Here is a 23,634-nt window from a genome sequence, read left to right on the forward strand (position 1 = left end):
GTGGCACATCCGGACAACGGTCAGGTTTCTCGACAACTTGTTCGGTACCAACGGGAGCCTGTACGAGCTGCCGGAGCAGAGCCGTCAACGAGCAAGTGGCTGACGATGCAAAGCCGTGAAGCCGCCGAGGACGAAAGTTGCGCGCCTGGCACGTCAAGACCACACCGCGGTGGCCAGCAGCAGCCCGGCGGCTCCGGCGGCCAGGCCCGCGACCACCGTCACAACCACGTTGAGCACCGCGTACAGCCGGGTCTTCTCCAGGAACAGCCGGACCGTCTCGTAGCCGAACGTCGAGAACGTCGTCAGGCCGCCGCAGAAGCCGACCGCGACCAGGGCGCGCACCGACGCCGGCTCCGCGCCGTGCAGGAGCCAGCCGCTCAGGAAGCCCAGGATGAACGAGCCGGCGATGTTCACTGTCAGGGTGCCGAAGGGGAACGGCGAGTCCCGCCACGCCTGCACCCGGCGGTCGGTCAGGTAGCGCAGGATCGAGCCGGCCGCGCCGCCGAGGGCCACCAGGAGCAGCGTCACTCCGTCCGCCCCGCGTGGCGGACCACCTCGACCCGGTCGAGGGTCACCAGTCCCTCGCCGACGAGCTCGTCCAGCTGCGGCAGGAACGCGCGGAGCTTCTCCTCGGCGTCGATGATCACGATGACCACCGGCAGGTCCTCCGACAGCGACAGGATCCGCGTCGTGTGGATCAGCGACGAAGCGCCGTAGCCCTCGACGCCGCGAAGCACCGAAGCGCCCGCGAGACCGGCGGCGCGGGCTCGGCGGACGATCTCGTGGTAGAGCGGCTTGTGGTGCCAGTGGTCGTCTTCGCCGAGGTAGATCGTGAGGCGGGTGGCCGGTCCTTCCATCAGCGTCCCTTCCGGATCGCGCGGGTCGCCGTCAGTCCGGCGGCCACCGCCGCCAGGCACAGCACCAGCGACGCCGCCGCGTACAGCAGCGAAGCCAGTATCCGCCCGGTCGTGGCCGCGTCGAGGGTGTCGGTCACGAACGTGGAGAACGTCGTGAAGCCACCCAGGATGCCGACGCCGAGGAACGGGCGGAGCAGGTGGTGGGGGCGCGCGGTGGTCGTGAGGAAGGCCATCAGGACGCCGATGAGCAGGCAGCCGAGCGCGTTGGTGAGCAGCGTCGCGACGGCGAACTCGCCGCGGGCGTGCGGGATGGCGACGGACAGCCCGTAGCGGGCGAGGCTGCCCAGCGCGCCGCCGGCGCCGATGGCCAGCAGGACGTCCCACCGGGTCGCGGGCACGGTGATCACCTCCGCGGCCGAACCTACTCCCGATGGCCGACGCGTCCCCGCCACCCGGTCGAGCATGCTGGACGGGGCCGGGTGACAGGCAGCCGTCGGTCGCCGTACTGTTGCTCAGCGTAGGCAAGGCAACCCTAAGGAAGGGCGGGTACATGCGAGCAGACGTGCTGGCCGGTGGCCACGACGGCGCGGACCGGCTCGCCGAGCTGATCCCGGCAGCACTACGCGGCATGGCAGCGGGCGCAGCGGAACGCGGCGGCCCCATCCCGGCCGGCGGCCCGGCAGCGGTGGCCGCAGCCCTGATGGCCGAGCACGGCGACCCCGGAACCCCCGCGGCGGCCGCCCCCGGTGGCGCAGAGCCGCTCGACGACCCGGCGGCGGCCCGGGGATCGGCGGTCGGGAATGGCTCGGCGGGGTTGCTCGGAGGCCCCGCAGCGGCCCGGGGACCGGCGGCCGGGGATGGCGCCGGCCCGGTGGAGTTGCTCGGTGACCCTGCTGTGGCCTGCGGATCGGCGGCCGGGGATGGCTCAGCGGAGCTGGGCGGCCCAGCGGCGGCTCGCGACCAGGCCGCAGCCACCGCCCTCGAACTCGCCGGCGCACCGCGAGCCACCCTCGGGCCCGCCCCCGCCCTCGCCACCGGCACCCTCCCTCGTCACGGCGTCGGAGCCGAAGCCGCCCTCGAAGAGCTCAGCCGGCTCCTCGCCGCCGGGTCCGCGGACCCCGCCGACCCCGCCTGTGCCGCTCACCTCCACTGCCCGCCGCTCGCCGTCTCCGTTGCCGCCGATGTCGTCGCCAGTGCGCTCAACCCCTCCATGGACTCCTGGGACCAGGCCCCCGTCGCCAGTGAACTCGAGCGCGAATTCACCGCCGGGATCGCCCGTTTGTGTTACCCCGGCGAGGAAAACCCGGACGCCGTCGTCACCACCGGCGGCACCGAATCCAACCTCCTCGGCCTGCTCCTCGCCCGCGAGACCGGCATCGTCCAAGCCATCTGCGGCGCCAACGCCCACCACAGCGTCGCCCGCGCCGCCTGGCTGCTCGGCCTGCCCGCCCCGATCGTCGTGGCCTGCGAAGGCGACCGCATGCTGCCCGCCGCCCTCGCCGAGGTCGTCACGCCGCACACCGTCGTCGTCGCCACCGCCGGGACCACCAACACCGGCACCCTCGACCCGCTCCCCGAAATCGCCGAAATCTGCCGCCGCGCGGGAGCGCGCCTGCACGTCGACGCCGCCTACGGGGGCACCGCTCTGTGCAGTGACGCCCTCAAGGCCAAGCTCGCCGGGCTCGAACTCGCCGACTCCGTGGCGCTCGACCTGCACAAGTTCGGCTGGCAGCCGGTCGCCGCCGGGTTGTTCGCCGCCCGGGAGGCCGCCGATCTCGCCGCGCTGACCGTGCGGGCCGAGTACCTCAACGCCGACGACGACACCGAAGCCGGGCTGCCGGACCTGCTCGGCCGGTCAATCCGGACGTCGCGGCGGCCGGACGCCTTCCGGATGGCCGTCACCATGCGCGCGCTCGGGACCGACGGGCTCGGCGCGCTCGTCGAACGCTGCTGCGCCACCGCCGCCGAGGTCGCGGCGAACGTCGAACGGCACCCCGGGCTGCGGCTCTGGGGCCGGCCGGAACTGTCCACCGTGGTCCTGCGGCCGGTCGTCGCGGACACCGACGGCGGGGACGAACTCGTCGCGCGCGTCCGCCGGGCACTCCTCGAAGCCGGCACCGCCGTCATCGGCCGCGCCACGCTGCCGACCGGGCCCGGTGGCGCCGGCCGGTTGTGGCTCAAGCTCACGCTGCTGCACCCGCACGCCACCGCCGCCGACTACCGGCCGCTGCTCGACCGGATCGCCGCGACCGCGGGTGCCGAACTCGTCGCCGGCCGGGAAAGCCCGGTCGCTTCGTGAGGCGCCACCACCTCGCGGGCGTCGGGATCGGACCGTTCAACCTCTCGCTCGCGGCGCTGGCCGACGGCGTCGACGGCCTGGACGCGGTGTTCTTCGACGCCCGCCCGGAGTTCCGCTGGCACCCCGGCCTGCTGGTCGAGGGCGCGACGCTGCAGGTGCCGTTCCTCGCCGACCTGGTCACGCTGGTCGACCCGACCAGCCCGTTCTCCTTCCTCAACTACCTGCGCGACCGCGGCCGGCTGCTCCCGTTCTACTTCGCCGAGCGCTTCCACCCGCCGCGCGCCGAATACGACGACTACGGCCGGTGGGCCGCGGCCCGGCTGCCGTCGTGCCGGTTCGGGCACGAGGTCACCGGCATCCGCTGGGACGGCGACGCCTTCGAACTCACCGTCGCCGGGGCCGAGCCGGTGCTCGCGGACCACGTCGTGCTCGGCGTCGGCTCGGTTCCCTCGGTGCCGGAGCCGCTGCGCGGCCTCGTCGCCGATCCGGACGTCCTCGCGCTGCACTCCGCGGATTACCTGCCGCACCGGGAAAAGCTGCTCGGCGCCGACAGCGTCACGGTCGTCGGGTCCGGGCAGTCGGGGGCCGAGGTGTTCCTCGACCTGCTGCGCTCGAAATCCACTGTGGACGGACTGCGCTGGCTCGCGCGGACCCCCGCGTTCGCGCCGATGGAGTACTCGAAGCTCGGCCTCGAACAGTTCACCCCGGACTACACCGCGTACTTCCACGGCCTCCCCGAAACCGTCCGCGACCGGCTGCTGCCGGCGCAGTGGCAGCTGTACAAGGGGATCGACGCCGAGACGATCGCCGCGATCCACGACGAGCTCTACCGCCGCAGCATCGCCGGCCCGCCGGGAGCGGTGCTGACCCCCGGCGTGGAAGTCGTCTCTTCGTCCACAGTGGAGGGACGGATCGAACTCCGCGTCACGCACGCGCAGCAGGGCCGCGTGGGCACCCTGCGCACCGACGCCGTCGTCGCGGCCACCGGGTACGCGGAGGCGCCGACCGGCCCGCTGCTGGCCGGGCTCGGTGACGCCGTCCACCGCGACGGCCGGGGCCGCCTGGTCGTGGACGCCGGCTACCGCGTCGGCCTCGACGTGCCGGGCGCGCTCTACGTCCAGAACGCGGAACGGCACACCCACGGCCCCGGCGCCCCCGACCTCGGGCTCGGCGCCTGGCGGGCGGCCGTGATCCTCAACGCCGTGTGCGGCGAGACCGTGCACGCACTGCCCGACCGCACCGCCTTCACCACGTTCGGCCTGGAGGACAAGTGACCCTCGACGAGGCGGCCGCCTGGCGCGCGGCCGGTGCCCTGATCGCGCACAAGATGCTCGGGGAGCTCTCCTACGAGCACCTGCTGGAGCCCGTTCGGGACGGCGATTCCTACCGGCTCGAGCTGCCCGGCGCCGCGTACGCGTTCCGGGCGCGGCGGGGCGCGTTCGACGCCTGGACGGTCGAACCGGGCAGCGCGCGCCGCTCCGGCGAGCCGGTCACCGACCCGCGCACCCTCGTCGTGGACGCCCGGGAAGTGCTGGGGCTGAGCGGGTTGCGGCTGGCCGACGTGCTGGCCGAGCTGACCTCGACCGTCGCCAACGAGGCCGCCCGGCTGCGGCGCGCCCCGACCGCGGCCGCACTGTCCACAATGGACTACAACGTCGCCGACGGGCACCTCACCGGCCACCCTCGGCTGGTGCTGAACAAGGGCCGCGTCGGGTTCTCCGCGCGCGACCGCGCCCGGTACGCGCCGGAAGCGGGCGCCGACGTCCGGCTGCGCTGGTTCGCCGTCCACCCGGACCACGCCGAGTTCCGCTGCGTCGACGAGCTGAGCCGGGACGCGCTCCTGGACGCCGAACTCGGGGCGCTGCGGGCGGAATTCGCCCGGAAGGTGCCCGGGGACTACGTCTGGGTGCCGGTGCACCCTTGGCAGGCCGACGAAATCCTCGGCACGCTCTACGCCGCCGAGCTCGCCACCGGCGTCGTGGTCGACCTCGGGGAGAGCGCCGACGCCTACCGCGCGCACCAGACGGTCCGGACGCTGGGCAACGTGACCACGCCGGGCCGCCACGACGTCAAGACCGCGGTCTCGGTGCGCAACACGCTGGTCTACCGCGGGCTCGACTCGGCGGCGACGCTCGCCGGGCCGTCGGTGACGTCGTGGCTGCGCCGGATCAGCGCGGCCGACCCGCTGCTGAGCGAGCGGTACCGGTTCGGGCTGCTCGGCGAAGTCGCGAGCGTGTCGGTGACACACCCGCTGTTCGGGCACCTGGAGGAGCTGCCGTACCGCTTCCACGAGACGCTGGGCGCGCTGTGGCGCGAGCCGATCCGGCTCGCGGACGGGGAACGCGCGATTTCGTTCGCCGCCTTGCCGTACTGCGGTCCCGACGGCGTTTCGATGCTTGCGCACCTCATCGCGAGCGGCGATCCCGAGGCGTGGCTGGCCCGGCTGTTCGACCTGCTGCTCACGCCGTTGCTGCAGTGGCTGCTGCGCCACGGCGTCGGGTTCTGCCCGCACGGCCAGAACCTGGTCCTGGTCGTCGACGCCGCCGGCTTCCCCCAGCGGGTGCTGATCAAGGACTTCGCCCAGGGCGTCGACCTGCTCGACGAGCCGGTCGGGAGCTACGAGTCGCTCCCGCCCGAGGCGAACGCGGACATGCTGCGGTGGCCCGCGCACCTGCTCGCGCAGTCGCTGTTCAGCTCGGTGTTCTCCGGCCAGTTCCGGTTCTGGGCCGAGGTCCTGCTCGACGAGACCGGCCTGCCCCGGGCCCGGTTCTGGGCGCTCGTGCGCGAGGTCGTGGGCCGCTACCGCGCCGAAAACCCGGACGTCGCCGCGCGGTTCGACGCGTGCCGGCTGTTCGCGCCGGACGTCGAGCGCGTGACGCTCAACCGGGAGCACCTCGCCGGCCAGGGGTTCGACAAGGTGGAGCGCGACGACGAGTTCGACGTCCGGTGGGGCCGGGTGCCGAACCCGCTGCACGCCGCCGACCCCGGCGGCGCGTGGTGACGCCGTTCGCGCGGCCGGCCGGCCCGCGGTCACTGGCCGCGCGCCAGGCCGCGGCGGCCGCGGGAAAGGCGGTGCTGCGCGGGGTGCTCGCCGAGGACGGCGCGCGCCTGCTCCTGCTGGTGCCCGACCCGCACGCCCGCTTCGCCGCGGTCGAGCTGGCCGCGCCGTTCGCCGCCTCGGTCCTCGACGACGGCTACGGCGTCTGCAGCTACGTCTTCGCGTGGTCGCCGGACCGGGAGCCGCTCCCGGCGTCCGGCGTGCTGGGCGGCTACCTCGAAGGCTTCGGCGACCTGCGGATGCGCCCGGACCCGGCGACGGCGATCCCGTGGGGCCAGCGGACGTGGGCGGTGGTCTGCGACGCCGAGTGGCCGTCCGGCCAGCTCGCGGAGCTCGCCCCGCGCGAGGTGCTGCGCGGGCAGCTCGCGGCGCTGGAGGGGCTAGGGCTGGTGCCGTCGGTGGGCATCGAGCACGAGGTCGTGTTCGCCGACGCCGCCGGGCCGCTCACCGCGCACGGCACCGACTACGCGCTCGGCGGCACCGAACGCCTGGCGCCGCTGCTGGCCGACCTCCGGTCCGCTTTGGACGAAGCCGGCTTGGGTGTCGAGTCCGCCCGCGCGGAATGCCACCCCGGGCAGTACGAGGTCGTGCTGCGCCACCGCGACGCGCTGGCCGCGTGCGACGACGTGCTGCTGCAGCAGCTGATCGTGCGCCGGGTCGCCGCGCGCCACTCGGTGGAAGCGTCCTACCTGGCCGCACCCGCGCCGGGGCAGGGGAATTCGGGCCACGTGCACCTGTCGCTGTCCACTGTGGACGGATCGCCGCCGGACCTGCTGGGCGGCTTCCTGGCGGGCGTGCTGCGCGACGCGCGGGCGCTGACGGCGGTGTGGGCGCCGACGTGGAACAGCTACGTGCGGCTGCGCACGGCACCGTTCTCCCCGCGCGAGATCCGCTGGGGCCACGACGACCGGACGGCGTCGGTGCGCGTCGCCGGGCCGCCGTCGGACCCCCGCCTGGAGTTCCGCTTCGCCGGCGCGGACGCCCAGCCGCACCTGGTGCTCGCGGCGCTGCTCGCGGCCGGGCGGTTCGGGCTGGAGGAGGGGCTGACGCCGCCGGAGCCGGGCGTCACCACGGGCTCGCTGGCGGGCTCACCCTGGGAAGCGCTGTCGTCGATGGACCGGGTGGGGGAGCTGCTGGGCGAGGACGTCGCGGCCCAGCTGACGGCGCTGCTGACCGAGGAGGTCGAGTCCGGCCTGGAGGCGGTCACGGACTGGCAGCGGCGCCGCGGCACCCTGCGCGGCTGAACGATCCGGCCGGATTTCCCCGGCGAGGGGTTGCGCGGGGGCGTCCGGGTGCGCAGGCTCGACGTCGTGAGCGAGCACGAGTACGACCTCATCGTCATCGGTTCGGGCCCCGGCGGTCAGAAGGCCGCCATCGCCGCGGCGAAGCTGGGCAAGCGGGTGGCGGTCGTGGACCGGCACGACATGGTCGGCGGGGTGTGCGTCAACACCGGCACGATCCCGTCGAAGACGCTGCGCGAAGCGGTGCTCTACCTGACCGGGATGAACCAGCGCGAGCTCTACGGCGCGAGCTACCGCGTCAAGCAGGACATCACCATCGCCGACCTGCTCGCGCGCACCCAGCACGTCGTCGGGCGCGAGGTCCAGGTCGTGCGCGCGCAGCTGATGCGCAACCACGTCGACCTCATCCCCGGCCTCGGCTCGTTCGCCGACGCGCACACCGTGGTCGTCGAGAGCAAGCACCCGGGCGACCGCCGGACGCTGAGCGGCGACCACGTCGTGATCGCCACCGGCACCCGTCCCGCGCGGCCCGGCCACGTCGACTTCGACGCCGCCCGCGTCCTGGACTCCGACGAGATCCTGCGGCTCGAGCAGATCCCGTCGTCGCTCGTGGTGGTCGGCGCCGGCGTGATCGGCATCGAGTACGCGTCGATGTTCGCCGCGCTCGGCTCGCGGGTGACGGTGGTCGAGCAGCGCGACCAGATGCTCGACTTCTGCGACCCGGAGATCGTCGAGTCCCTCAAGTTCCAGCTGCGCGACCTCGGCGTCACGTTCCGCTTCGGCGAGAAGGTCGCCGACGTCGCGGTGTCCGACGACGCCACGATCACGACCCTGGTCAGCGGCAAGCGCATCCCGGCCGACGGCGTCATGTACTCCGCGGGCCGCCAGGGCATGACCGGCGACCTCAACCTGGAGGCGGCGGGCCTGAGCGCGGACGCGCGCGGCCGGCTGGTGGTCGACGAGAACTACCGCACCGAGGTCCCGCACATCTACGCGGTCGGCGACGTGATCGGCTTCCCGGCACTGGCGGCGACGTCGATGGACCAGGGCAGGCTGGCGGCCTACCACGCGTTCGGCGAACCGGCGAACGGCCTGGGCGCGCTGCAGCCGATCGGCATCTACACCATCCCGGAGATCTCCTACGTCGGCTCGACGGAGGCGCAGCTGACGTCGTCGTCGGTGCCGTACGAGGTCGGCATCGCGCGCTACCGCGAGCTGGCGCGCGGCCAGATCACCGGCGACAGCTACGGGATGCTCAAGCTGCTGGTGTCCACGACGGACCGCAAGCTGCTGGGCGTGCACGTGTTCGGCACGGGCGCGACCGACCTGGTCCACATCGGACAGGCGGTGATGGGCTGCGGCGGCACGGTCGACTACCTGGTGGACGCGGTGTTCAACTACCCGACGCTGTCGGAGGCGTACAAGGTGGCGGCGCTGGACGCGACGAACAAGATCCGGGCCTTGGACCGCTTCTCGTCCTGACCGGTTCGGGGCGGGATGCCCTGAAAGGGTCGTTCACCTCACCAGACGACATGAACGAGTCGTTCACGACATCACGGCGAGGGGCCCGCACCGACGTGGCTTTGCCGGGGCCCTGGACTCCGACGCCGTGAACGACCCTTTCATGACGTTCGCGTGCCGAGCCTGGGCCGCCCCCCCGGCCGCGGGCGTCGCGAAAGGACCGTTCGCGACGCTCCGGGCCGGGAACCACGCCCCGCACCTCGTCCAAGGCCCCTGTGTACCGCCTCAAGAACCACACCGGCACCACCCGATCCACCTGCCGCGAACCCGTTTGACACTCGACTAGAACGTATGTTCGACTGACGGCGTGCGATGGGATCGGCAGCGAGCAGGGGAGGGTGAGCCGGCACTGCCCGGGCTGGAGGGCCTGGTGCGTTCCGTGCGGTCACCGGAATTCGACGGCGTCACCTTTCACGAGGTGCGCGCGCGCTCGGTGCTGAACAAGGTGCCCGCCGGCTCCGGCGTGCCCTTCGGCTGGACCGTGAACCCCTACCGCGGCTGCTCCCACGCCTGCACGTACTGCCTCGAAGGCGGCACCGAGATCCTCCTGGCGGACGGCCGGACCAAGGCGCTGTCGGAGCTGAAGGTCGGGGACGCCATCTACGGCACCCGCGGCCACGGCGCGGCCCGGCGGCTGGTGCCGACCCGCGTGGAGGCGCACTGGACCACTCTGCGCGCCGCGTACCGGGTGACCCTCGAGGACGGCACACGGCTCGTCGCCGGCGGCGATCACCGGTTCCTGACGAGCAAGGGCTGGAAGCACGTCACCGGCAGCAAGTTCGGGGCCGCCCAGCGGCCGCACCTCGAGCCCGGGACCGAGCTGATCGGGGTCGGGCGGTTCGAGCCGACGCCGGACGAGACGCTCGGGTACCGCGCCGGCTACCTCTGCGGGATGCTGCGCTCCGGCGGGTTCGCCGCGGAGCCGGACGCCGCCGCCCGCGCGCTCGCGTACCTGCCCGACTTCGGGGCGTCCGTCGGCTTCCTGAAGGTGCCGTCGGAGCCGGACGCGCACTGGCAGCGCGGGTTCCTCGCCGGCGTCTTCGACATCGCGGGCGGCTACGGCCGCGGCATCCTCACCTTCGCGCACGACGAACCGGAGATCACCGACGCCGTCGCCGCCGCGCTCGCCCGGTTCGGCTTCGCCCGCCAGGTCGACGAGGTGCCGAAGTTCCCGACCCGCCAGGAGGTCCGGCTGCTCGGCGGCGCCGGCGAAGTCCTGCGGTTCCTGCACGTGAGCAACCCGGCGGTGACCTGGAAGCGGTCGCTGGACGGCGCGGTGATCGGCGCGAGCCGCCGCCGCGTCGAGGCGATCGAGCCGCTGGGCCTGCAGCTGCCGCTGTTCGACATCACCACCGGCACTGGCGACTTCATCGCCGACGGCATGGTGTCCCACAACTGCTTCGCCCGGAACACCCACACCTACCTCGACTTCGACGCCGGCCGCGACTTCGACACCCAGGTGGTCGTCAAGGTCAACGCCCCGCAGGTGCTCACCGCGCAGCTGAAGAAGCCGTCGTGGCGGCGCGAGCACGTCGCCATGGGCACCAACACCGACCCCTACCAGCGCGCGGAGGGCCGCTACCGGCTGATGCCGGGCATCATCACGGCGCTGGCGCGCTCCGGCACGCCGCTGTCGGTGCTCACGAAGGGCACGGTGCTGGCGCGCGACCTGCCGCTGCTGCAGGACGTCGCCGCCGACGTGCCGGTCGGGCTCGCGGTGTCGATCGCGCTGCTCGACGGCGAGCTCCAGCACCGCCTCGAACCCGGGACGCCGAGTCCGCGTGCGCGGCTCGAGCTGGTCCGCAAGGCCCGCGACGCCGGGCTGGAGTGCTCGGTGCTGGTGGCGCCGGTGCTGCCGTGGCTGACCGACTCCGCCGAGGCCCTCGACGCGCTGTTCGCGCAGCTCGCCGACGTCGGCGCGTCGAGCGTGACGGTCTTCCCGCTGCACCTGCGCCCCGGCGCCCGCGAGTGGTTCGGCCGCTGGCTGGCCGGCTCGTACCCGGCGCTGGTCCCGCGGTACCGGGAGCTGTACGCGCGGGGCAGCTACGTGCAGAAGGCCTACCGGGAGCGGCTCGCGGAGCGCGTCGCGCCGTTGCTGCGGCGGCACGGGCTGGCGCCGAAGACCGGGTACGACCCGCGCGACCCCGGGCCGGCGCCCGCCGCGGAACCCCCCGCGCCCACCGAACAGCTGCGCCTGCTCTGACGGTCCATTGTGGACCATCCGGGTGACGCGCTGGGCCGTTCGACGTAATCCTCGCCCCGGTGCGCGGCGCTGTCCTGGGCTTGCGGGAAAATGTCCGATCGTGTCGTTGTCGTCCCGCGTCACCGGCGCCTAACGTCGAAGGGATGGACCCGGGAAGGAGCGGACGGTGACGACCTCGCAGACCGATCGCGTCGCGGCCGCCCGGCTCGCCTGGGCCGCGCTGAAGCTGACCCGGGCCGGCCGGCACCCGGTGGGCGTCGACCGCCTGGCCGCGATCGTCGGCGTCACCCCCGCCGAAGCCCGGCGGCTGGTCGAGCTGATCGGCTTCACGCTGCACCGCGACCTCGTCTCGACCGGCCCGGCCCCGCGCGGCGCGCACCACCGGCTGGCGCCCGCCGAAGGCACCCTCGGCGCCGGCCCGGACGGTTCGGTCGACATGTTCCTGCTGGCCATCGCCACCGGCGAGCGCGTGCACGCGGCCGCGGTCTGCCCGGTCACCGGCACGCACATCCGGATCGACCTGGTGGCGCACGGGATCCTCCAGGCCGACCCACCGACCGCGGTGGTGGCGGCCGTCGACCTCGGCTTCGGCCTGGCGCACGTCGACGCGGTGGCCTGCGCGGGCCAGCCGTTCTTCGCCTCGGCGTCGGCCGCGGCGAGCTGGCTGGTGGGGCACCCGGGCGGCCGGATCTACCAGGTGGCGGCCTACCTGGCCCAGGCGCACCGCCTGGTCGCGGCGCTGGAGGCCCGGCCCCGGTTCGTGCTCTGACGCGGGCACCGCTGCCCACCGCCGCAGGCGAGCCTGCCGACGTCGTAGGCTGGGCTGTTCGTTAGCCTTTGAGCGGCGACAACCGCCGCTGAACGCCCATCTCGAAGGAGAGCAGTCGCAGTGCTCCGCACCCACCAAGCCGGCACCCTGCGTGCCGGACAGGCCGGACAGACCGTCACCCTCACCGGATGGGTGGCCCGGCGGCGCGATCACGGCGGCGTCATCTTCATCGACCTCCGCGATGCCAGCGGCGTCGCCCAGGTCGTCTTCCGCGAAGGCGAGATGGCCGAGCGCGCGCACGCGCTGCGCTCCGAGTTCTGCGTCAAGATCGTCGGCGAGGTCGCGAAGCGCCCCGAGGGCAACGCGAACGCCGAGATCCCCACCGGCGAGATCGAGGTCCTCGCGACCGAACTCGAGGTGCTGTCCGAAGCCGCGCCGCTGCCGTTCCCGATCGACGACCGCGTCGACGTGGGCGAGGAGATCCGCCTCAAGCACCGCTACCTCGACCTGCGCCGCAGCGGCCCGGCCGCGGCCATGCGCCTGCGCAGCGAGGTCAGCCGCGCCGCGCGCGAGGTGCTGCACGCCCAGGACTTCGTCGAGATCGAGACCCCGACGATGACCCGCTCGACGCCGGAAGGCGCGCGCGACTTCCTGGTGCCCGCCCGGCTCAAGCCCGGCTCCTGGTACGCCCTGCCGCAGTCGCCGCAGCTGTTCAAGCAGCTGCTCATGGTCGGCGGCATGGAGCGGTACTACCAGATCGCCCGCTGCTACCGCGACGAAGACTTCCGCGCCGACCGGCAGCCCGAGTTCACCCAGCTCGACATCGAGATGAGCTTCGTCGAGCAGGACGACGTCATCGCGCTCGGCGAGGACATCGTCTCCGCGCTGTGGAAGCTGATCGGGCACGAGATCCCGCGGCCGATCCCGCGCATCACCTACCACGAGGCGATGGCCAAGTACGGCTCGGACAAGCCGGACCTGCGCTTCGACCTCGAGATCACCGACATGACGGAGTTCTTCGCCGACACGCCGTTCCGCGTGTTCCAGGCCCCGTACGTCGGCGCGGTCGTGATGGCGGGCGGCGCCGACCAGCCGCGTCGCCAGCTCGACGCGTGGCAGGAGTGGGCGAAGCAGCGCGGCGCGCGCGGCCTCGCGTACATCCTCGTGAACGAAGACGGCACGCTCGGCGGCCCGGTCGCGAAGAACCTGTCCGAGACCGAGCGCGAGAACGTTGCCGCCGCGGCGGGCGCCCAGGCCGGCGACTGCATCTTCTTCGCCGCCGGCAAGGCCGCGTCGACGCAGCCGCTGCTCGGCGCCGCGCGCGACGAGATCGGCAAGCGCCTCGGCCTGATCGACGAAGACGCCTGGTCGTTCGTGTGGGTCGTCGACGCGCCGCTGTTCGCGCCGGTCGAGGACATCGGCGACGACGTCGCCGTCGGCTCCGGCAAGTGGACCGCCGTGCACCACGCCTTCACCTCGCCGACCCCGGAGTGGATCGACAAGTTCGAGCAGGACCCGGGCAACGCGCTGGCCTACGCCTACGACATCGTCTGCAACGGCAACGAAATCGGCGGCGGCTCGATCCGTATCCACCGCGGCGACGTCCAGAAGCGCGTCTTCAGCCTGATGGGCCTCGGCGAGGAGGAGGCCCAGGAGAAGTTCGGCTTCCTGCTCGACGCCTTCGCCTTCGGCCCGCCGCCGCACGGCGGCATCGCGTTCGGCTGGGACCGCATCGTCATGCTGCTGGCCAAGGCCGACTCGCTGCGTGACGTGATCGCGTTCCCGAAGACCGGCGGCGGGTACGACCCGCTGACCGCGGCGCCGGCGCCGATCACGGCGCAGCAGCGCAAGGAGGCCGGCATCGACGCGAAGCCGGCCCCCGCCCCGCAGAGCTAGTGCTGCACCTGAGGGCCGTGTGCCCGCCGGACCAGACCGCCGAGGCGCTCGACGTCCTGCGGGCGCACGCCGGCACCGCGCACCTGATCGTGCACCGCGGTGCCGCCGTGGAGCCGGCGGGCGACCTGGTCGAGGCCGACATCGCGCGCGAGGCGGCCGACGAGATCGTCGAGGCGCTGTGCGGGCTCGGCCTCGACCACTCCGGCGGCATCACGCTCGAAGCGCTCGACACCGCGCTCTCCGACGCCGCCGACGAAGCGGAGGAGGCCGCGCCGGGTGAGGGCGCGGACGCCGTCGTGTGGCAGGAGCTGCTCGGCCGCACGGGTGAAGAGTCGCGGCTCAACGTGACGTTCCTGGCGTTCCTCACCATCGCCTGCCTGCTCGCCGCGGTCGGGGTCCTCACCGACTCCGCGGTGACGATCGTCGGCGCGATGGTCGTCGGCCCGGAGTTCGGGCCGCTCGCCGCTCTGGCGGTGGGCCTGGTGCTGCGGCGGTGGGACCTCGTCCGGCTGGCCGGCGCGGCGCTGGGGGTTGGCTTCCCGCTCGCCATGGTCGTCACGCTGGGCGGGGCGCTGCTGGTGAAGGTGACCGACGTCTTCGGGGCGCAGGCGTTCGAGCTCAAGCAGCACAACGAGGTCGATTTCGTCTTCTCCGTCGGGGTGCCGTCCCTGGTCGTCGCGATGCTCGCGGGCGCGGCGGGGATGCTCGCCATGACGTCGGCGAAGTCGGCGGCGCTGGTGGGCGTGTTCATCTCCGTGACCACCGTGCCCGCCGCCGGTTACGCGATGGTGGCGGCCGTGGCGGGGGAGTGGGGCCGATGCGTCCAATCGGTGGGTCAGCTGCTCGTCAACCTTCTCGGAATCGTTGCAGCAGCGGCCATTGTGTTGATCGTGCGCCGGAATGGGCAACGTTCACCGGTGGGGATGCGTCCGCTTTCACGCGGGTGACCCGTATCCGGGTGGGATGCGTCTTCTTGTCCGGATGTCAGTAGTCATGGTTGCTCAGTCACGAGTAGGGTCGGTGACAATGACAGTCGACACCTCCTCCTCCGGCGACGCTGGGGTCGGGGCAGGAGCCGAGCAGCTCGCCGTCGCCGCGGCGGTCGCGGCGGGCGAGTCTGTTCTTTCGCGCCGGTTCGGCAGCGCGATCACCCTGGTCGCCCCCGAGGACCTCGCGGGGAGCGGACCGGCGACGGTGGTCCGCGCCAGGGTGGTGTCGTCTTCGTTCGCGTTGCCGCGCACGGTCGTGGTCAAGCACTACCCGGATCCGCCGGGGCCCGGCGCCGACCCGTTCGCCCAGGAGGCGGTCAGCTACCAGCTGTTCACGGCGCTGGCCCCGGACGAGCGGATGTGCCCGGAGCTGCTGGCCCACGACGGCCGCGACCGCGCGCTGGTCCTGGAGGACCTCGGCGGCACACCGACGCTGGAGGACAAGCTCTACGCGCGTGATTCCCGCGCGGCCGAGCGCGCGCTGCTGTCCTGGGCCCGGTCGCTGGGGCGGCTGCACGCGAGCACCGCGGGCCGCGAAGCGGACTTCAACGCTTTGCTGCGCCGCCTGGGCGCCCCGGCGAAGGGCGACGAGAGCGCGGTCGACGAGCTGTGCGCGGCCGTGCCGTCCCTGATCCAGGAGCGCTTGGGAATCCCGGTCCCGGCCGAGGTCCACACCCAGGTGACGGCGGCCTTGGAGCAGTCCCGTTCGGCGGGCTTCCGTGCGTTCAGCCCGGTCGAGCTCAGCCCGGACAACAACCTGGTGACGGGCGAGGGCGTCCGCTTCCTGGACTTCGAGTACGGCTGCGTCCGCTCGGCCCTGGTCGACGCGGCGCACCTGAGGCTGCCGTTCGCGAGCTGGCCGGACGCGCTGGCGCTCCCGGCGGGCATGAGTGAGGCGATGATCGCGGCTTGGCGCGCTGAAGTGGTGGGCGTCTGGCCGGCGTTCGCCGATGACGACGCGCTGGCCGAGCACCTGACGACCAGCGAGCTGCTGCGGGTGTGGCTGATCACGGGGGAGGAGCTGGCGTCGCTGGATCTGTCCCGGCACGCGGCTCCAGTGAGCCGTGAAGCGGCTTTCGTGACCTGGTGGCGGGACCTGGCCAAGCACGCGGGGTACGTGCGGATGACGGCGGTGTCGGAGTTCGCGGCCCGGGTGGCGGCGGCACTGGCGGCCCGGTTGGGTCCGCACGCCGACCTGGCGTTCTACCCGGCGTTCCGCTGACCTCGAGCCCCCCGATGTGGCCTTCGGTGCGTCTGACGCAACCAAAGCCACATGGGGGCGCTGGTCTCTTCCGTCGGCGAACGGGACATTTCCGGCGCCCGTGAGGTGAGCGTCAAGAATTAGGCGCGGTGTCGAAGTCGCGTTACCTCGTCCTCACCGGCCGTGAGCCTCCGTGGCCGATGGTCGGGGGCGTGACCGTGCTGAGTGTCGAAGTCACTCCCGAACCCTCCCGGCCCGTGCTCGCCGCCGTACCGGAGCCGCAACCCGAACCCAAGCGCGCGCGGCGGCTCGTCGTGCTCGGGGATTCCACCGCCGTCGGGCTCGGGGACCCGCTGCCCCGGCGGGGTGGGTGGCGCGGGGTCGGCCCGCTGGTCGCCGCCGCGCTGGGAGTGGGGCCCGAGGGGTACCTGAATCCCTCCTTCACCGGGGCGCGGATGCGGTGCGTGCTCACCGAGCAGGTGCCCGCCGCCCTCGCGCACCGGCCGGATGCCGCCCTGCTCGTCGCCGGGATGAACGACACCCTTCGGCCGGACTTCGACGCCGCCCGCATCGCCGGTGACCTCACCGAGGTGATCCACCGGCTCCGCGAAGCCGGGACGACCGTCGTGCCCGTCCGGTTCCACGACCACAGCAAGGTCTTCCGCCTCCCGCCGTCGCTCAAGCGCGCCCTCAGCGCCCGCGTCGCCGAGCTGAACGCGGCCATCGACGAGGTCGTCGCCCGCGAAGGCGTCCCCTGCCTCGACCTCGACCGGCTTCCCGGCGCCTACGAACTCGAGTCGTGGAGCGTCGATCGCCTGCACCCGTCCGAGCTCGGCCACCGCATGCTCGCCGAAGGCTTCACCGGGCTGCTCGCCGGGGCCGGGTTCGCCGTGCCGGAACCGGTGAGCCTCACCTGCAGCGGCGGCGTCGAACCCAGCGCCGCGGGGCACGTGGGGTGGCTGGTGCTCAAGGGGATCCCGTGGCTCTGGCGCCGCGGCCGCGAGTTCCTGCCCTACGCCGCGGTCATCATGTGGAACTCGTTCCGCGCCCGCTGAACACCCGCAGCGCTTCCGCGTCCGAAGCCGGATCGCGGACGAAGAAGTCCGCCCACTCCTCGATGGCCGGGTACGCGCAGTGCTCCGCGAGGAACCGGCACGCCGCTTCGACGTCGTACTCCGTGCGCCGCAGCTCGACGCCGTCGCCGAGCAGCGCCCAGTGCGCACCCCTTGCCCCGTAGGGCATTCCGACGCTGCCCGGGTTGACGATCAGCCGCCGGTCGGCCAGCCGCACGAACGGCATGTGCGTGTGGCCGCAGACCACCGTGCGGGCCGTGACGCCGTCGAGGACCTCCGCCCAGCGTTCGAGCGGGCTGTCGACGAGCACGATCTCCGCGTCGTCGCGCGGGGTCGCGTGGCAGAACAGGACGCCGTCCAGCGTCACCGTCAGGGGAAGGGCGTCCAGGAACGGCAGATCGCCGGGACGCAGCTGCTTCGCCGCCCACGGGAAGATCGGGTCCGGGACGAAGTCGCCGGCTCCGCGCGCGGACGCCGCCAGCTCGCGGTCGGCGTTGCCGCGCACCCACACGGCCCGCGGGCCGAGCGATTCCAGGCGCGACAAGGTCTCCACCGGCATCGGCCCGGCGAGCGCGTCGCCGAGCAGCACGATCCGGTCCGCTGCCACGACGTCCGGCTCGGCCAGGACGGCCTCCAGCGCGGGCAGCACCCCGTGGACGTCGGACAACACCGCCACCGTCATCGGTCCACCATCGGGCACGGCGGCGCCCCGGGCGAGGGTTTTCGCCCAGGGCGCAACCGGTGCTACCTGACCGAGAGGGGCAGCTCGCGCACCCCGGTCATGTTCGGGTTGACCTGGAACTTCGGCGGCTCACCCGGGATCGTGCGCAGCGCCGGGTAGCGGTCGAACAGGATGTTCAGCGCCACGCGGCCCTCGAGCCGGGCCAGCGGCGCGCCGATGCAGAAGTGGATCCCGCGGCCGAACGCCAGGTGCGGGTTCGGGTCGCGCAGCGGGTTGAACGCGTCCGGGTCGGCGAACACCCGCTCGTCCCGGTTGGCGGCCGCCACCCACACCAGCAGCATCTGGTCCGGCGGCACCCGCACCCCGCCCAGCTCCACCTCGCGGGTCGCGGTGCGGGCCACCGCCGCGAACGGCGAGAGGTAGCGCAGCGACTCCTCGATCGTCGACGGCAGCAGCGCCCGGTCCGCCCGGACGCGCCGGTCCCACTCCGGGTGCGTGTCCAGGCACAGCACCGCGTTGCCGAGCAGCATCGTGGTGGTGATGTGCCCGGCCAGCAGCAGGACGTTCGCGAAGTTGACGACTTCGTTGCGCGTCAGCCGTTCCCCGTCGACCTCGGCCTCGACGAGCTTCGTCAGCAGGTCTTCCCGCGGCTGCTTGCGCCGCTCGCCGACGTGCGAGGCGAGGTACTCGGCAAGCGCTTTCTGGCCCTCCAGGGACTTCTGGACCGACTCCTCCTGGGACTTGGTCTGCTCCTTCAGCGAGAACTGTTCCGAGGAGTCGAACAGCTTGTCCACCCAGCCCTTGAACAGGTACCGGTCGCTCGCGGGGACCCCCAGCAGCTCCGCGATCACGATCACCGGCAACGGGTAGGCCAAATCTTCGACGAGTTCGAGCCGTCCGTCGCCGCCGGCCGCGTCGAGCATTTCGTGGGTCACCGCGGCGATGCGCGGTTCCAGGTCGGCGACGACCTTCGGCGTGAACGCGCGGCTGACGAGCTTGCGCATCTTGTTGTGCAGCGGCGGGTCCAGCTGGAGCAGGTTGCCCGCCGACATTTCCTTCAGGTCGGCGTCCTTCATCATTTCCTGCGGCACCAGCCGGGTGGTGTCCGAGGAGTACGTCGCCGGGTCGCGGAGCACCTCTTCGGCCTCCGGGTGCCCGTAGACGTTCCAGAAGCCGAGCTCGGGCGCGTGCTGCACCCGGGCCTCCGGCTGCTTCCCCCGCAGCCAGAACTGGGATTCGTGGAGTCCCCAGGTGTCGGCGAGTGTGGTGGTCATGTCCGCCCCTTCTTTCCCCTGTGCGGCCCCGGGATCGCACCGGGGGCCTTGGCGGGATCGTGCGCGTAGATCCCTTTCCGGTAGCCCGAAACGAGTGCCTCGAGCGCCGAACCCAGTTCCGCCGCCACGTCCGCGACCGCCCGGGGATCGGGTTCCCCCGCCGGTTCGAACGCGGTGCGGATGATGTGCGCGAGGACGGCCGCCTTCTCCTCGAGGGCGATCCCCTCGAACTCGTCGGACAGCGTGTCGCCGAGGTAGAAGCCGAGCGTCGCGGCGTTCAGCGCGTAGCTGACGTTCGGGACGTCCGCGCGGATCAGCCCGCGCCGGAGCATCGCGTCCTCGAACTGCCCGCGCAGTTCGTCCTGCTGCTTGCGCAGGGCGAGGTCGCCGAGCGAACCGAACATCTCGGCGTTGCCGCGCAGCATCGCCATCACCAGCGGACGGCGGTGCGTGACGAGGAACGACGACGAGATCATCCGGTGCGGCAGGATCATCGCCGGGTCGGCCTTGATCGACTCCAGTATCTCGTCGGTCAGGTCGGCCGACTCGCGCATCATGAGCGCTTGGAACAGCAGTTCCTTGGTGCGCCAGTGCAGGTAGACGGTGCCCTTGCCGATGCCGGCCGCGCGCGCGATGTCGTCGATCGCCACCTTGCGGTAGCCCATGCGCAGCAGCAGCTCGCCCGCCGCGTCCAGGATGCGGTCGGCGCGCTCGCGGTTCGGATGACTCATGCGGTTCCACCTGCGGATTCGTTGAACGTTTGACCTGTTGACCAGAATCGCACTTTCGGTCAACCGGTCAGCGTGACGGTAGCGCGGCCGCCGGTGCCACGGCAAGAGGTCTTGTCGGTGCCGTCGGTTAACGTCATCGGTGTGGCACAGGACGAGCTCTTCACCGTGAACGCCGATGTGGCGCCCCCGCCGGCGCCGACGGGGTCGAACGCGGGCGAACCCCAGGCGGACCCGGCGAGCTCGCCCCTGGCCGTCCGGATGCGGCCGCGCTCGCTCGACGAGGTCGTCGGCCAGCAGCACCTGCTGCGCGAAGGCGCCCCGCTGCGGCGCCTGGTCGAAGGGGCCGCGCCGGCGTCCGTGCTGCTCTACGGCCCGCCCGGCACCGGCAAGACCACCCTGGCCAACCTCGTCTCGATCGCCACCGGCCGCCGGTTCGTCGCGATGTCCGCGTTGTCGGCCGGGGTCAAGGAGGTCCGCGGGGTCATCGAGGAGGCCCGGCGGCGGCGCCAGTACAACACCGAAAACACCGTGCTGTTCATCGACGAGGTGCACCGCTTCTCCAAAACCCAGCAGGACGCGCTGCTCGGCGCGGTCGAGGACCGCACCGTGCTGCTGGTCGCGGCGACCACCGAAAACCCCTCGTTCTCGGTCGTCTCGCCGCTGTTGTCGCGGTCGCTGGTGCTGCAGCTGCGCCCGCTGACCGACGAGGACATCACGCAGCTGCTGGAGCGCGCGCTGGCCGACGAGCGCGGCCTCGGCGGCGAGCTGACGCTGAGCGAGGACGCGCGCGCCCACCTCGTCCGGCTCGCGGGCGGGGACGCGCGGCGCGCGCTGACCGCGCTCGAAGCGGCGGCGGACGCGGCCTCGGCCACCGAGGCGAAGGTGATCGACCTCGCCATCGTCGAGTCCACAGTGGACAAGGCGGCGGTGCGCTACGACCGCGACGGCGACCAGCACTACGACGTGATCAGCGCGTTCATCAAGTCCATCCGCGGGTCCGACGTCGACGCCGCGCTGCACTACCTGGCCCGGATGATCGAGGCGGGGGAGGACCCGCGGTTCCTCGCCCGGCGGCTGGTCGTGCACGCCAGCGAGGACATCGGGATGGCCGACCCGACGGCCCTGCAGGCGGCGGTCGCGGCCTCGCACGCGGTCCAGTTCATCGGCATGCCGGAAGGCCGGCTCGCGCTGGCCCAGGCGACGATCCACCTGGCCACCGCGCCCAAGTCGAACGCGGTCATCACGGGCATCGACGCCGCGCTGGCCGACGTCCGCGCGGGGCTCGCCGGCACCGTCCCGCCGCACCTGCGCGACGGCCACTACGCGGGCGCCAAGAAGCTCGGCAACGCGCAGGGGTACCGCTACCCGCACGGCGTCCCGGAGGGCGTGCTGGCGCAGCAGTACCCGCCGGACGAGCTGGTGGGCCGCGACTACTACGAGCCCACCCAGCGCGGCGCGGAGCGGACGCTCGCCGAGCGCGTCCCGAAGCTGCGCCGGACGATCCGCGGGGAAAAGTGACCGCGGCGGAACAAAACCCGGGTGGTTGATCACCGGACGGGCCGGGGCGTCCAAGATCATCGGGTTTCGTAAGCTTCGCGCCTCGACGGGAGCCGGATCCGGGTCCCGGTGACCGCAGGAGGCGAACCCGTGCCCGCGACGCTGCAGTGCATCGTCCTGGATTGCCCGGAACCGGTCGTGCTCGCCCGCTTCTACCAGGCGCTGGCCGGCGGCGAGGTGGACCGGCCCGATCCGCGGTGGCGGGTCGACGAAGACTTCGCGACCCTGCACCTCGACGGGCTGGTCCTGGGCTTCCAGCGGTCCTTCGACTACCGGCCGCCGCGCTGGCCGGACCCGGGCTTCCCGCAGCAGTTCCACCTCGACTTCGAGGTCGACGACTTCCGCGAGTCCCACCGCCGCGTCCTGCAGCACGGCGGCCGCCTCCTCGACCCGGACCTCGGCGGCCGCGGCTGGCGCGTCTACGCCGACCCGGCCGGCCACCCGTTCTGCCTGCTGGGCGATTACTGAGCGCGGTTTCCGGGCACGATGAGGGCATGAGCGTCGCGTTTCTCGGAACCGGAATCATGGGCGCGCCGATGGCGGCCAACATCGCGAAGGCGGGCTTGGACGTCCGGGTCTGGAACCGGACCCGGGCCAAGGCCGAACCCCTCGCCGACGTCGCCACCGTCGCCGGTTCGGCGGCGGAAGCGGCCGAGGGCGCGGACATCCTCGTCACGATGCTCGCCGACGGACCCGCCGTGGCCGAAGCGTTCGAAGCCGCTTCGCCCGCTTCGGGGACGTTGTGGCTGCAGATGAGCACGGTCGGCCTCGACTGGACCGACCGCCTGGCCGCGGCCGCGGAGAAGGCCGGCGTCGTGTTCGTCGACGCCCCCGTGCTCGGCACCCGCCGGCCCGCCGAGCAGGCGCAGCTGCAGGTCCTCGCGTCCGGTCCCGAGGAAGCCCGGCCCAAGGCCACCCCGGTGTTCGACGCGGTCGGCATCAAGACGCAGTGGCTCGGGCCGGCGGGCGGGGGCAGCCGGCTGAAGCTGGTGATGAACGCCTGGGTGCTGGCGCTCACCAACGCGACTGCGGAGAGCCTCGGCCTGGCCAAGGCGCTGGGCCTCGACCCCGCGCTGTTCCTGGAGACGATCTCGGGCGGCGGCCTCGACGTCGGTTACGCGCACGTCAAGGGCGGCGCGATGCTGGCGGGCGACTACCCGGCTTCGTTCCCGGCCGGGCTGGCGGCGAAGGACGCGCGCCTGGTGGTGGCGGCCGCGGGCGACGACGTCGACGTGGCGGGCGCGAAGGCGGTCCTCGCACACCTGGAGGCGGCCGTCGAAGCGGGCCACGGCGACGAGGACATGGCGGCCCTCTACCGCGCGGTGCTGAAGGAGCGTTAGAGGAGCGTCGCCAGGCGGTCCACACCCAGGCCGCTCGTCATCAGCCGCTCCTTCGCGTTGCCCAGCAGCCGTCGCGTCCACGGCGTGAAGCCGCCGTCGCCGACTTCGGTGAGTTCGCCGCCGAAGGCCGCGTACACCTTGAAGCAGAGGCCTTCGTAGTACCCGCCCCGGCCGCCTTCGCGGTCCGGGAACGGGTGGACCGGCACCCCGGCGTCGTCGAGCAGGCCCTCGAACCGCGGGTCCAGCACCGTGACGCCGAGCGAGACCTCCGTGGCACCCAGCGCCCGGCACCCCGCGGCCAGCAGCCGGGCGTGCTCGGCGGCGTGCTGCCGCTCGAAGCCGAGGTTGCCGGTGTCCCGGCCCGCCGTCACCGCGCCGAACAGCGAGAAGTGCGCGAACAGCCCCGCGCCGGCTTGCTGGGCGCGCACCACCCGCTGCACCGCCGCCAGGCGGACCGCATCGGGTCCGGCGCGCCGGACGGCCGCTTCCAGGGCCAGTCCCGTCGTGGGGTCCGCGGCGACCTCGGTGCCGCGGCCGGTCGGCACGACCCGGTGCTGCGCCAGGCCGGTCACCGCCGAGTGCGTCCCGAGCGGGGTCAGCGGCGAGAGCGTGACCAGGTCGAACCCGGACGCGGCCGCCAGCAGGGTGTCCTCCACCCGCCGCAGCAGCCCGGCCGGCAGCGGGCTCGGCGCCACGAACCGGTCGGCCCGGTGCCGGCGCAGCACGTCCGGTCCGCTCAGCCGGGCCGCGCGGCGGCGCGCGACCTCCAGCTGGACCGTGGTCAGGTCGGCGCCGGGCAACGCGGCGAGCACGTCGGCCGCCTCGCCGCCCGGTCCGGCGAGCACCCGCCTGCCTGGTCCGTCGTCGTGGGCCACCGCCCAGGTGTACCGCCCCGCGGCGGCCCGGCGCGAGGCGTTTTCCGGGCCCGGCGGGGTGACACGGT

At 73.0% G+C, this 23,634-nt stretch carries 21 protein-coding genes; 14 read left to right on the top strand and 7 right to left on the bottom strand.

Annotated elements, in window-relative coordinates; genetic code table 11:
* Window positions 1-153 precede the first annotated feature (153 nt).
* The 3 genes from crcB to AB0B33_RS05775 are packed head-to-tail and all read right to left on the bottom strand — an operon-like array spanning window position 154 to window position 1,264.
* Window positions 154-528, bottom strand: coding sequence for a fluoride efflux transporter CrcB (gene crcB / locus AB0B33_RS05765; protein WP_360767291.1), 375 nt, complete (start codon window positions 526-528; stop codon window positions 154-156).
* A complete protein-coding gene (locus AB0B33_RS05770) occupies window positions 525-857 on the bottom strand; it encodes a DUF190 domain-containing protein (protein WP_360767294.1) in 333 nt (110 codons plus the stop codon). Before AB0B33_RS05770 ends, crcB begins: the two co-directional genes overlap by 4 nt.
* Window positions 857-1,264 carry a CrcB family protein gene (locus AB0B33_RS05775; RefSeq protein WP_360767297.1) on the bottom strand — a complete coding sequence of 136 codons (408 nt, stop codon included), beginning with the start codon at window positions 1,262-1,264 and terminating at the stop codon, window positions 857-859. Before AB0B33_RS05775 ends, AB0B33_RS05770 begins: the two co-directional genes overlap by 1 nt.
* A 143-nt stretch (window positions 1,265-1,407) precedes the next feature.
* Between AB0B33_RS05775 and AB0B33_RS05780 the strand changes: the two genes are divergently transcribed.
* The 11 genes from AB0B33_RS05780 to AB0B33_RS05830 all read left to right on the top strand — a co-directional run bounded on the left by AB0B33_RS05780 (window position 1,408) and on the right by AB0B33_RS05830 (window position 17,089).
* Window positions 1,408-3,156: an aminotransferase class V-fold PLP-dependent enzyme gene (locus AB0B33_RS05780; RefSeq protein WP_360767300.1), complete on the top strand. Its 1,749-nt coding sequence runs from the start codon at window positions 1,408-1,410 to the stop codon at window positions 3,154-3,156.
* Window positions 3,153-4,430, top strand: a complete 1,278-nt coding sequence (locus AB0B33_RS05785; protein ID WP_360767304.1) for a SidA/IucD/PvdA family monooxygenase — start codon at window positions 3,153-3,155, stop codon at window positions 4,428-4,430. The genes AB0B33_RS05780 and AB0B33_RS05785 overlap by 4 nt, the downstream gene beginning before the upstream one ends.
* On the top strand, window positions 4,427-6,157 hold the full coding sequence (locus tag AB0B33_RS05790) for an IucA/IucC family protein (protein WP_360767307.1): 1,731 nt from the start codon (window positions 4,427-4,429) through the stop codon (window positions 6,155-6,157). The genes AB0B33_RS05785 and AB0B33_RS05790 overlap by 4 nt, the downstream gene beginning before the upstream one ends.
* Entirely contained in the window at window positions 6,154-7,458 is a 1,305-nt protein-coding gene (locus AB0B33_RS05795; protein ID WP_360767473.1) for a glutamine synthetase, read from the top strand. The genes AB0B33_RS05790 and AB0B33_RS05795 overlap by 4 nt, the downstream gene beginning before the upstream one ends.
* 66 nt (window positions 7,459-7,524) lie before the next feature.
* Entirely contained in the window at window positions 7,525-8,937 is a 1,413-nt protein-coding gene (gene sthA / locus AB0B33_RS05800; protein ID WP_360767310.1) for a Si-specific NAD(P)(+) transhydrogenase, read from the top strand.
* Window positions 8,938-9,283: 346 nt separating this feature from the next.
* Window positions 9,284-11,179, top strand: a complete 1,896-nt coding sequence (locus tag AB0B33_RS05805) for an intein-containing Rv2578c family radical SAM protein (RefSeq protein ID WP_360767313.1) — start codon at window positions 9,284-9,286, stop codon at window positions 11,177-11,179.
* A gap of 166 nt (window positions 11,180-11,345) precedes the next feature.
* Window positions 11,346-11,948, top strand: a complete 603-nt coding sequence (gene merB / locus AB0B33_RS05810) for an organomercurial lyase (protein ID WP_247011701.1) — start codon at window positions 11,346-11,348, stop codon at window positions 11,946-11,948.
* Window positions 11,949-12,068: 120 nt separating this feature from the next.
* Window positions 12,069-13,844, top strand: coding sequence for an aspartate--tRNA ligase (gene aspS / locus AB0B33_RS05815; protein WP_360767316.1), 1,776 nt, complete (start codon window positions 12,069-12,071; stop codon window positions 13,842-13,844).
* Complete coding sequence (locus AB0B33_RS05820) at window positions 13,844-14,791, top strand: DUF389 domain-containing protein (RefSeq protein WP_247011699.1); 948 nt, start codon at window positions 13,844-13,846, stop codon at window positions 14,789-14,791. Before aspS ends, AB0B33_RS05820 begins: the two co-directional genes overlap by 1 nt.
* A 79-nt stretch (window positions 14,792-14,870) precedes the next feature.
* Window positions 14,871-16,055, top strand: a complete 1,185-nt coding sequence (locus AB0B33_RS05825; RefSeq protein ID WP_360767321.1) for a phosphotransferase — start codon at window positions 14,871-14,873, stop codon at window positions 16,053-16,055.
* A 179-nt stretch (window positions 16,056-16,234) separates the two neighbouring features.
* Window positions 16,235-17,089: an SGNH/GDSL hydrolase family protein gene (locus AB0B33_RS05830; RefSeq protein WP_360767476.1), complete on the top strand. Its 855-nt coding sequence runs from the start codon at window positions 16,235-16,237 to the stop codon at window positions 17,087-17,089.
* Here the strand turns inward: AB0B33_RS05830 and AB0B33_RS05835 are convergent.
* From AB0B33_RS05835 to AB0B33_RS05845, 3 genes are all read right to left on the bottom strand, one after another.
* Window positions 17,061-17,789: a metallophosphoesterase family protein gene (locus AB0B33_RS05835; protein ID WP_247011697.1), complete on the bottom strand. Its 729-nt coding sequence runs from the start codon at window positions 17,787-17,789 to the stop codon at window positions 17,061-17,063. The two genes, AB0B33_RS05830 and AB0B33_RS05835, sit on opposite strands and share 29 nt — an antisense overlap.
* A gap of 62 nt (window positions 17,790-17,851) precedes the next feature.
* Window positions 17,852-19,063, bottom strand: coding sequence for a cytochrome P450 (locus tag AB0B33_RS05840; protein ID WP_360767324.1), 1,212 nt, complete (start codon window positions 19,061-19,063; stop codon window positions 17,852-17,854).
* Window positions 19,060-19,794 (bottom strand): TetR/AcrR family transcriptional regulator, encoded by a 735-nt coding sequence (locus tag AB0B33_RS05845; RefSeq protein ID WP_360767327.1) that lies wholly within the window; start codon window positions 19,792-19,794, stop codon window positions 19,060-19,062. The genes AB0B33_RS05840 and AB0B33_RS05845 overlap by 4 nt, the downstream gene beginning before the upstream one ends.
* Window positions 19,795-19,935: 141 nt before the next feature.
* Here AB0B33_RS05845 and AB0B33_RS05850 point away from each other — a divergent pair, with 141 nt between their 5' ends.
* From AB0B33_RS05850 to AB0B33_RS05860, 3 genes are all read left to right on the top strand, one after another.
* Window positions 19,936-21,312, top strand: a complete 1,377-nt coding sequence (locus tag AB0B33_RS05850; RefSeq protein ID WP_247011693.1) for a replication-associated recombination protein A — start codon at window positions 19,936-19,938, stop codon at window positions 21,310-21,312.
* 129 nt (window positions 21,313-21,441) lie between these two features.
* Complete coding sequence (locus AB0B33_RS05855; RefSeq protein ID WP_247011692.1) at window positions 21,442-21,819, top strand: VOC family protein; 378 nt, start codon at window positions 21,442-21,444, stop codon at window positions 21,817-21,819.
* Window positions 21,820-21,845: 26 nt separating this feature from the next.
* On the top strand, window positions 21,846-22,691 hold the full coding sequence (locus tag AB0B33_RS05860) for an NAD(P)-dependent oxidoreductase (protein WP_360767330.1): 846 nt from the start codon (window positions 21,846-21,848) through the stop codon (window positions 22,689-22,691).
* On the opposite strand, the gene AB0B33_RS05865 is transcribed toward AB0B33_RS05860, so the two are convergent.
* Window positions 22,688-23,566 (bottom strand): hypothetical protein, encoded by an 879-nt coding sequence (locus AB0B33_RS05865; protein WP_360767333.1) that lies wholly within the window; start codon window positions 23,564-23,566, stop codon window positions 22,688-22,690. The two genes, AB0B33_RS05860 and AB0B33_RS05865, sit on opposite strands and share 4 nt — an antisense overlap.
* Window positions 23,567-23,634 lie beyond the last annotated feature (68 nt).

The sequence above is a fragment of the Amycolatopsis sp. NPDC049159 genome (assembly GCF_040648295.1).
Lineage (GTDB): Bacteria > Actinomycetota > Actinomycetes > Mycobacteriales > Pseudonocardiaceae > Amycolatopsis > Amycolatopsis pretoriensis_A.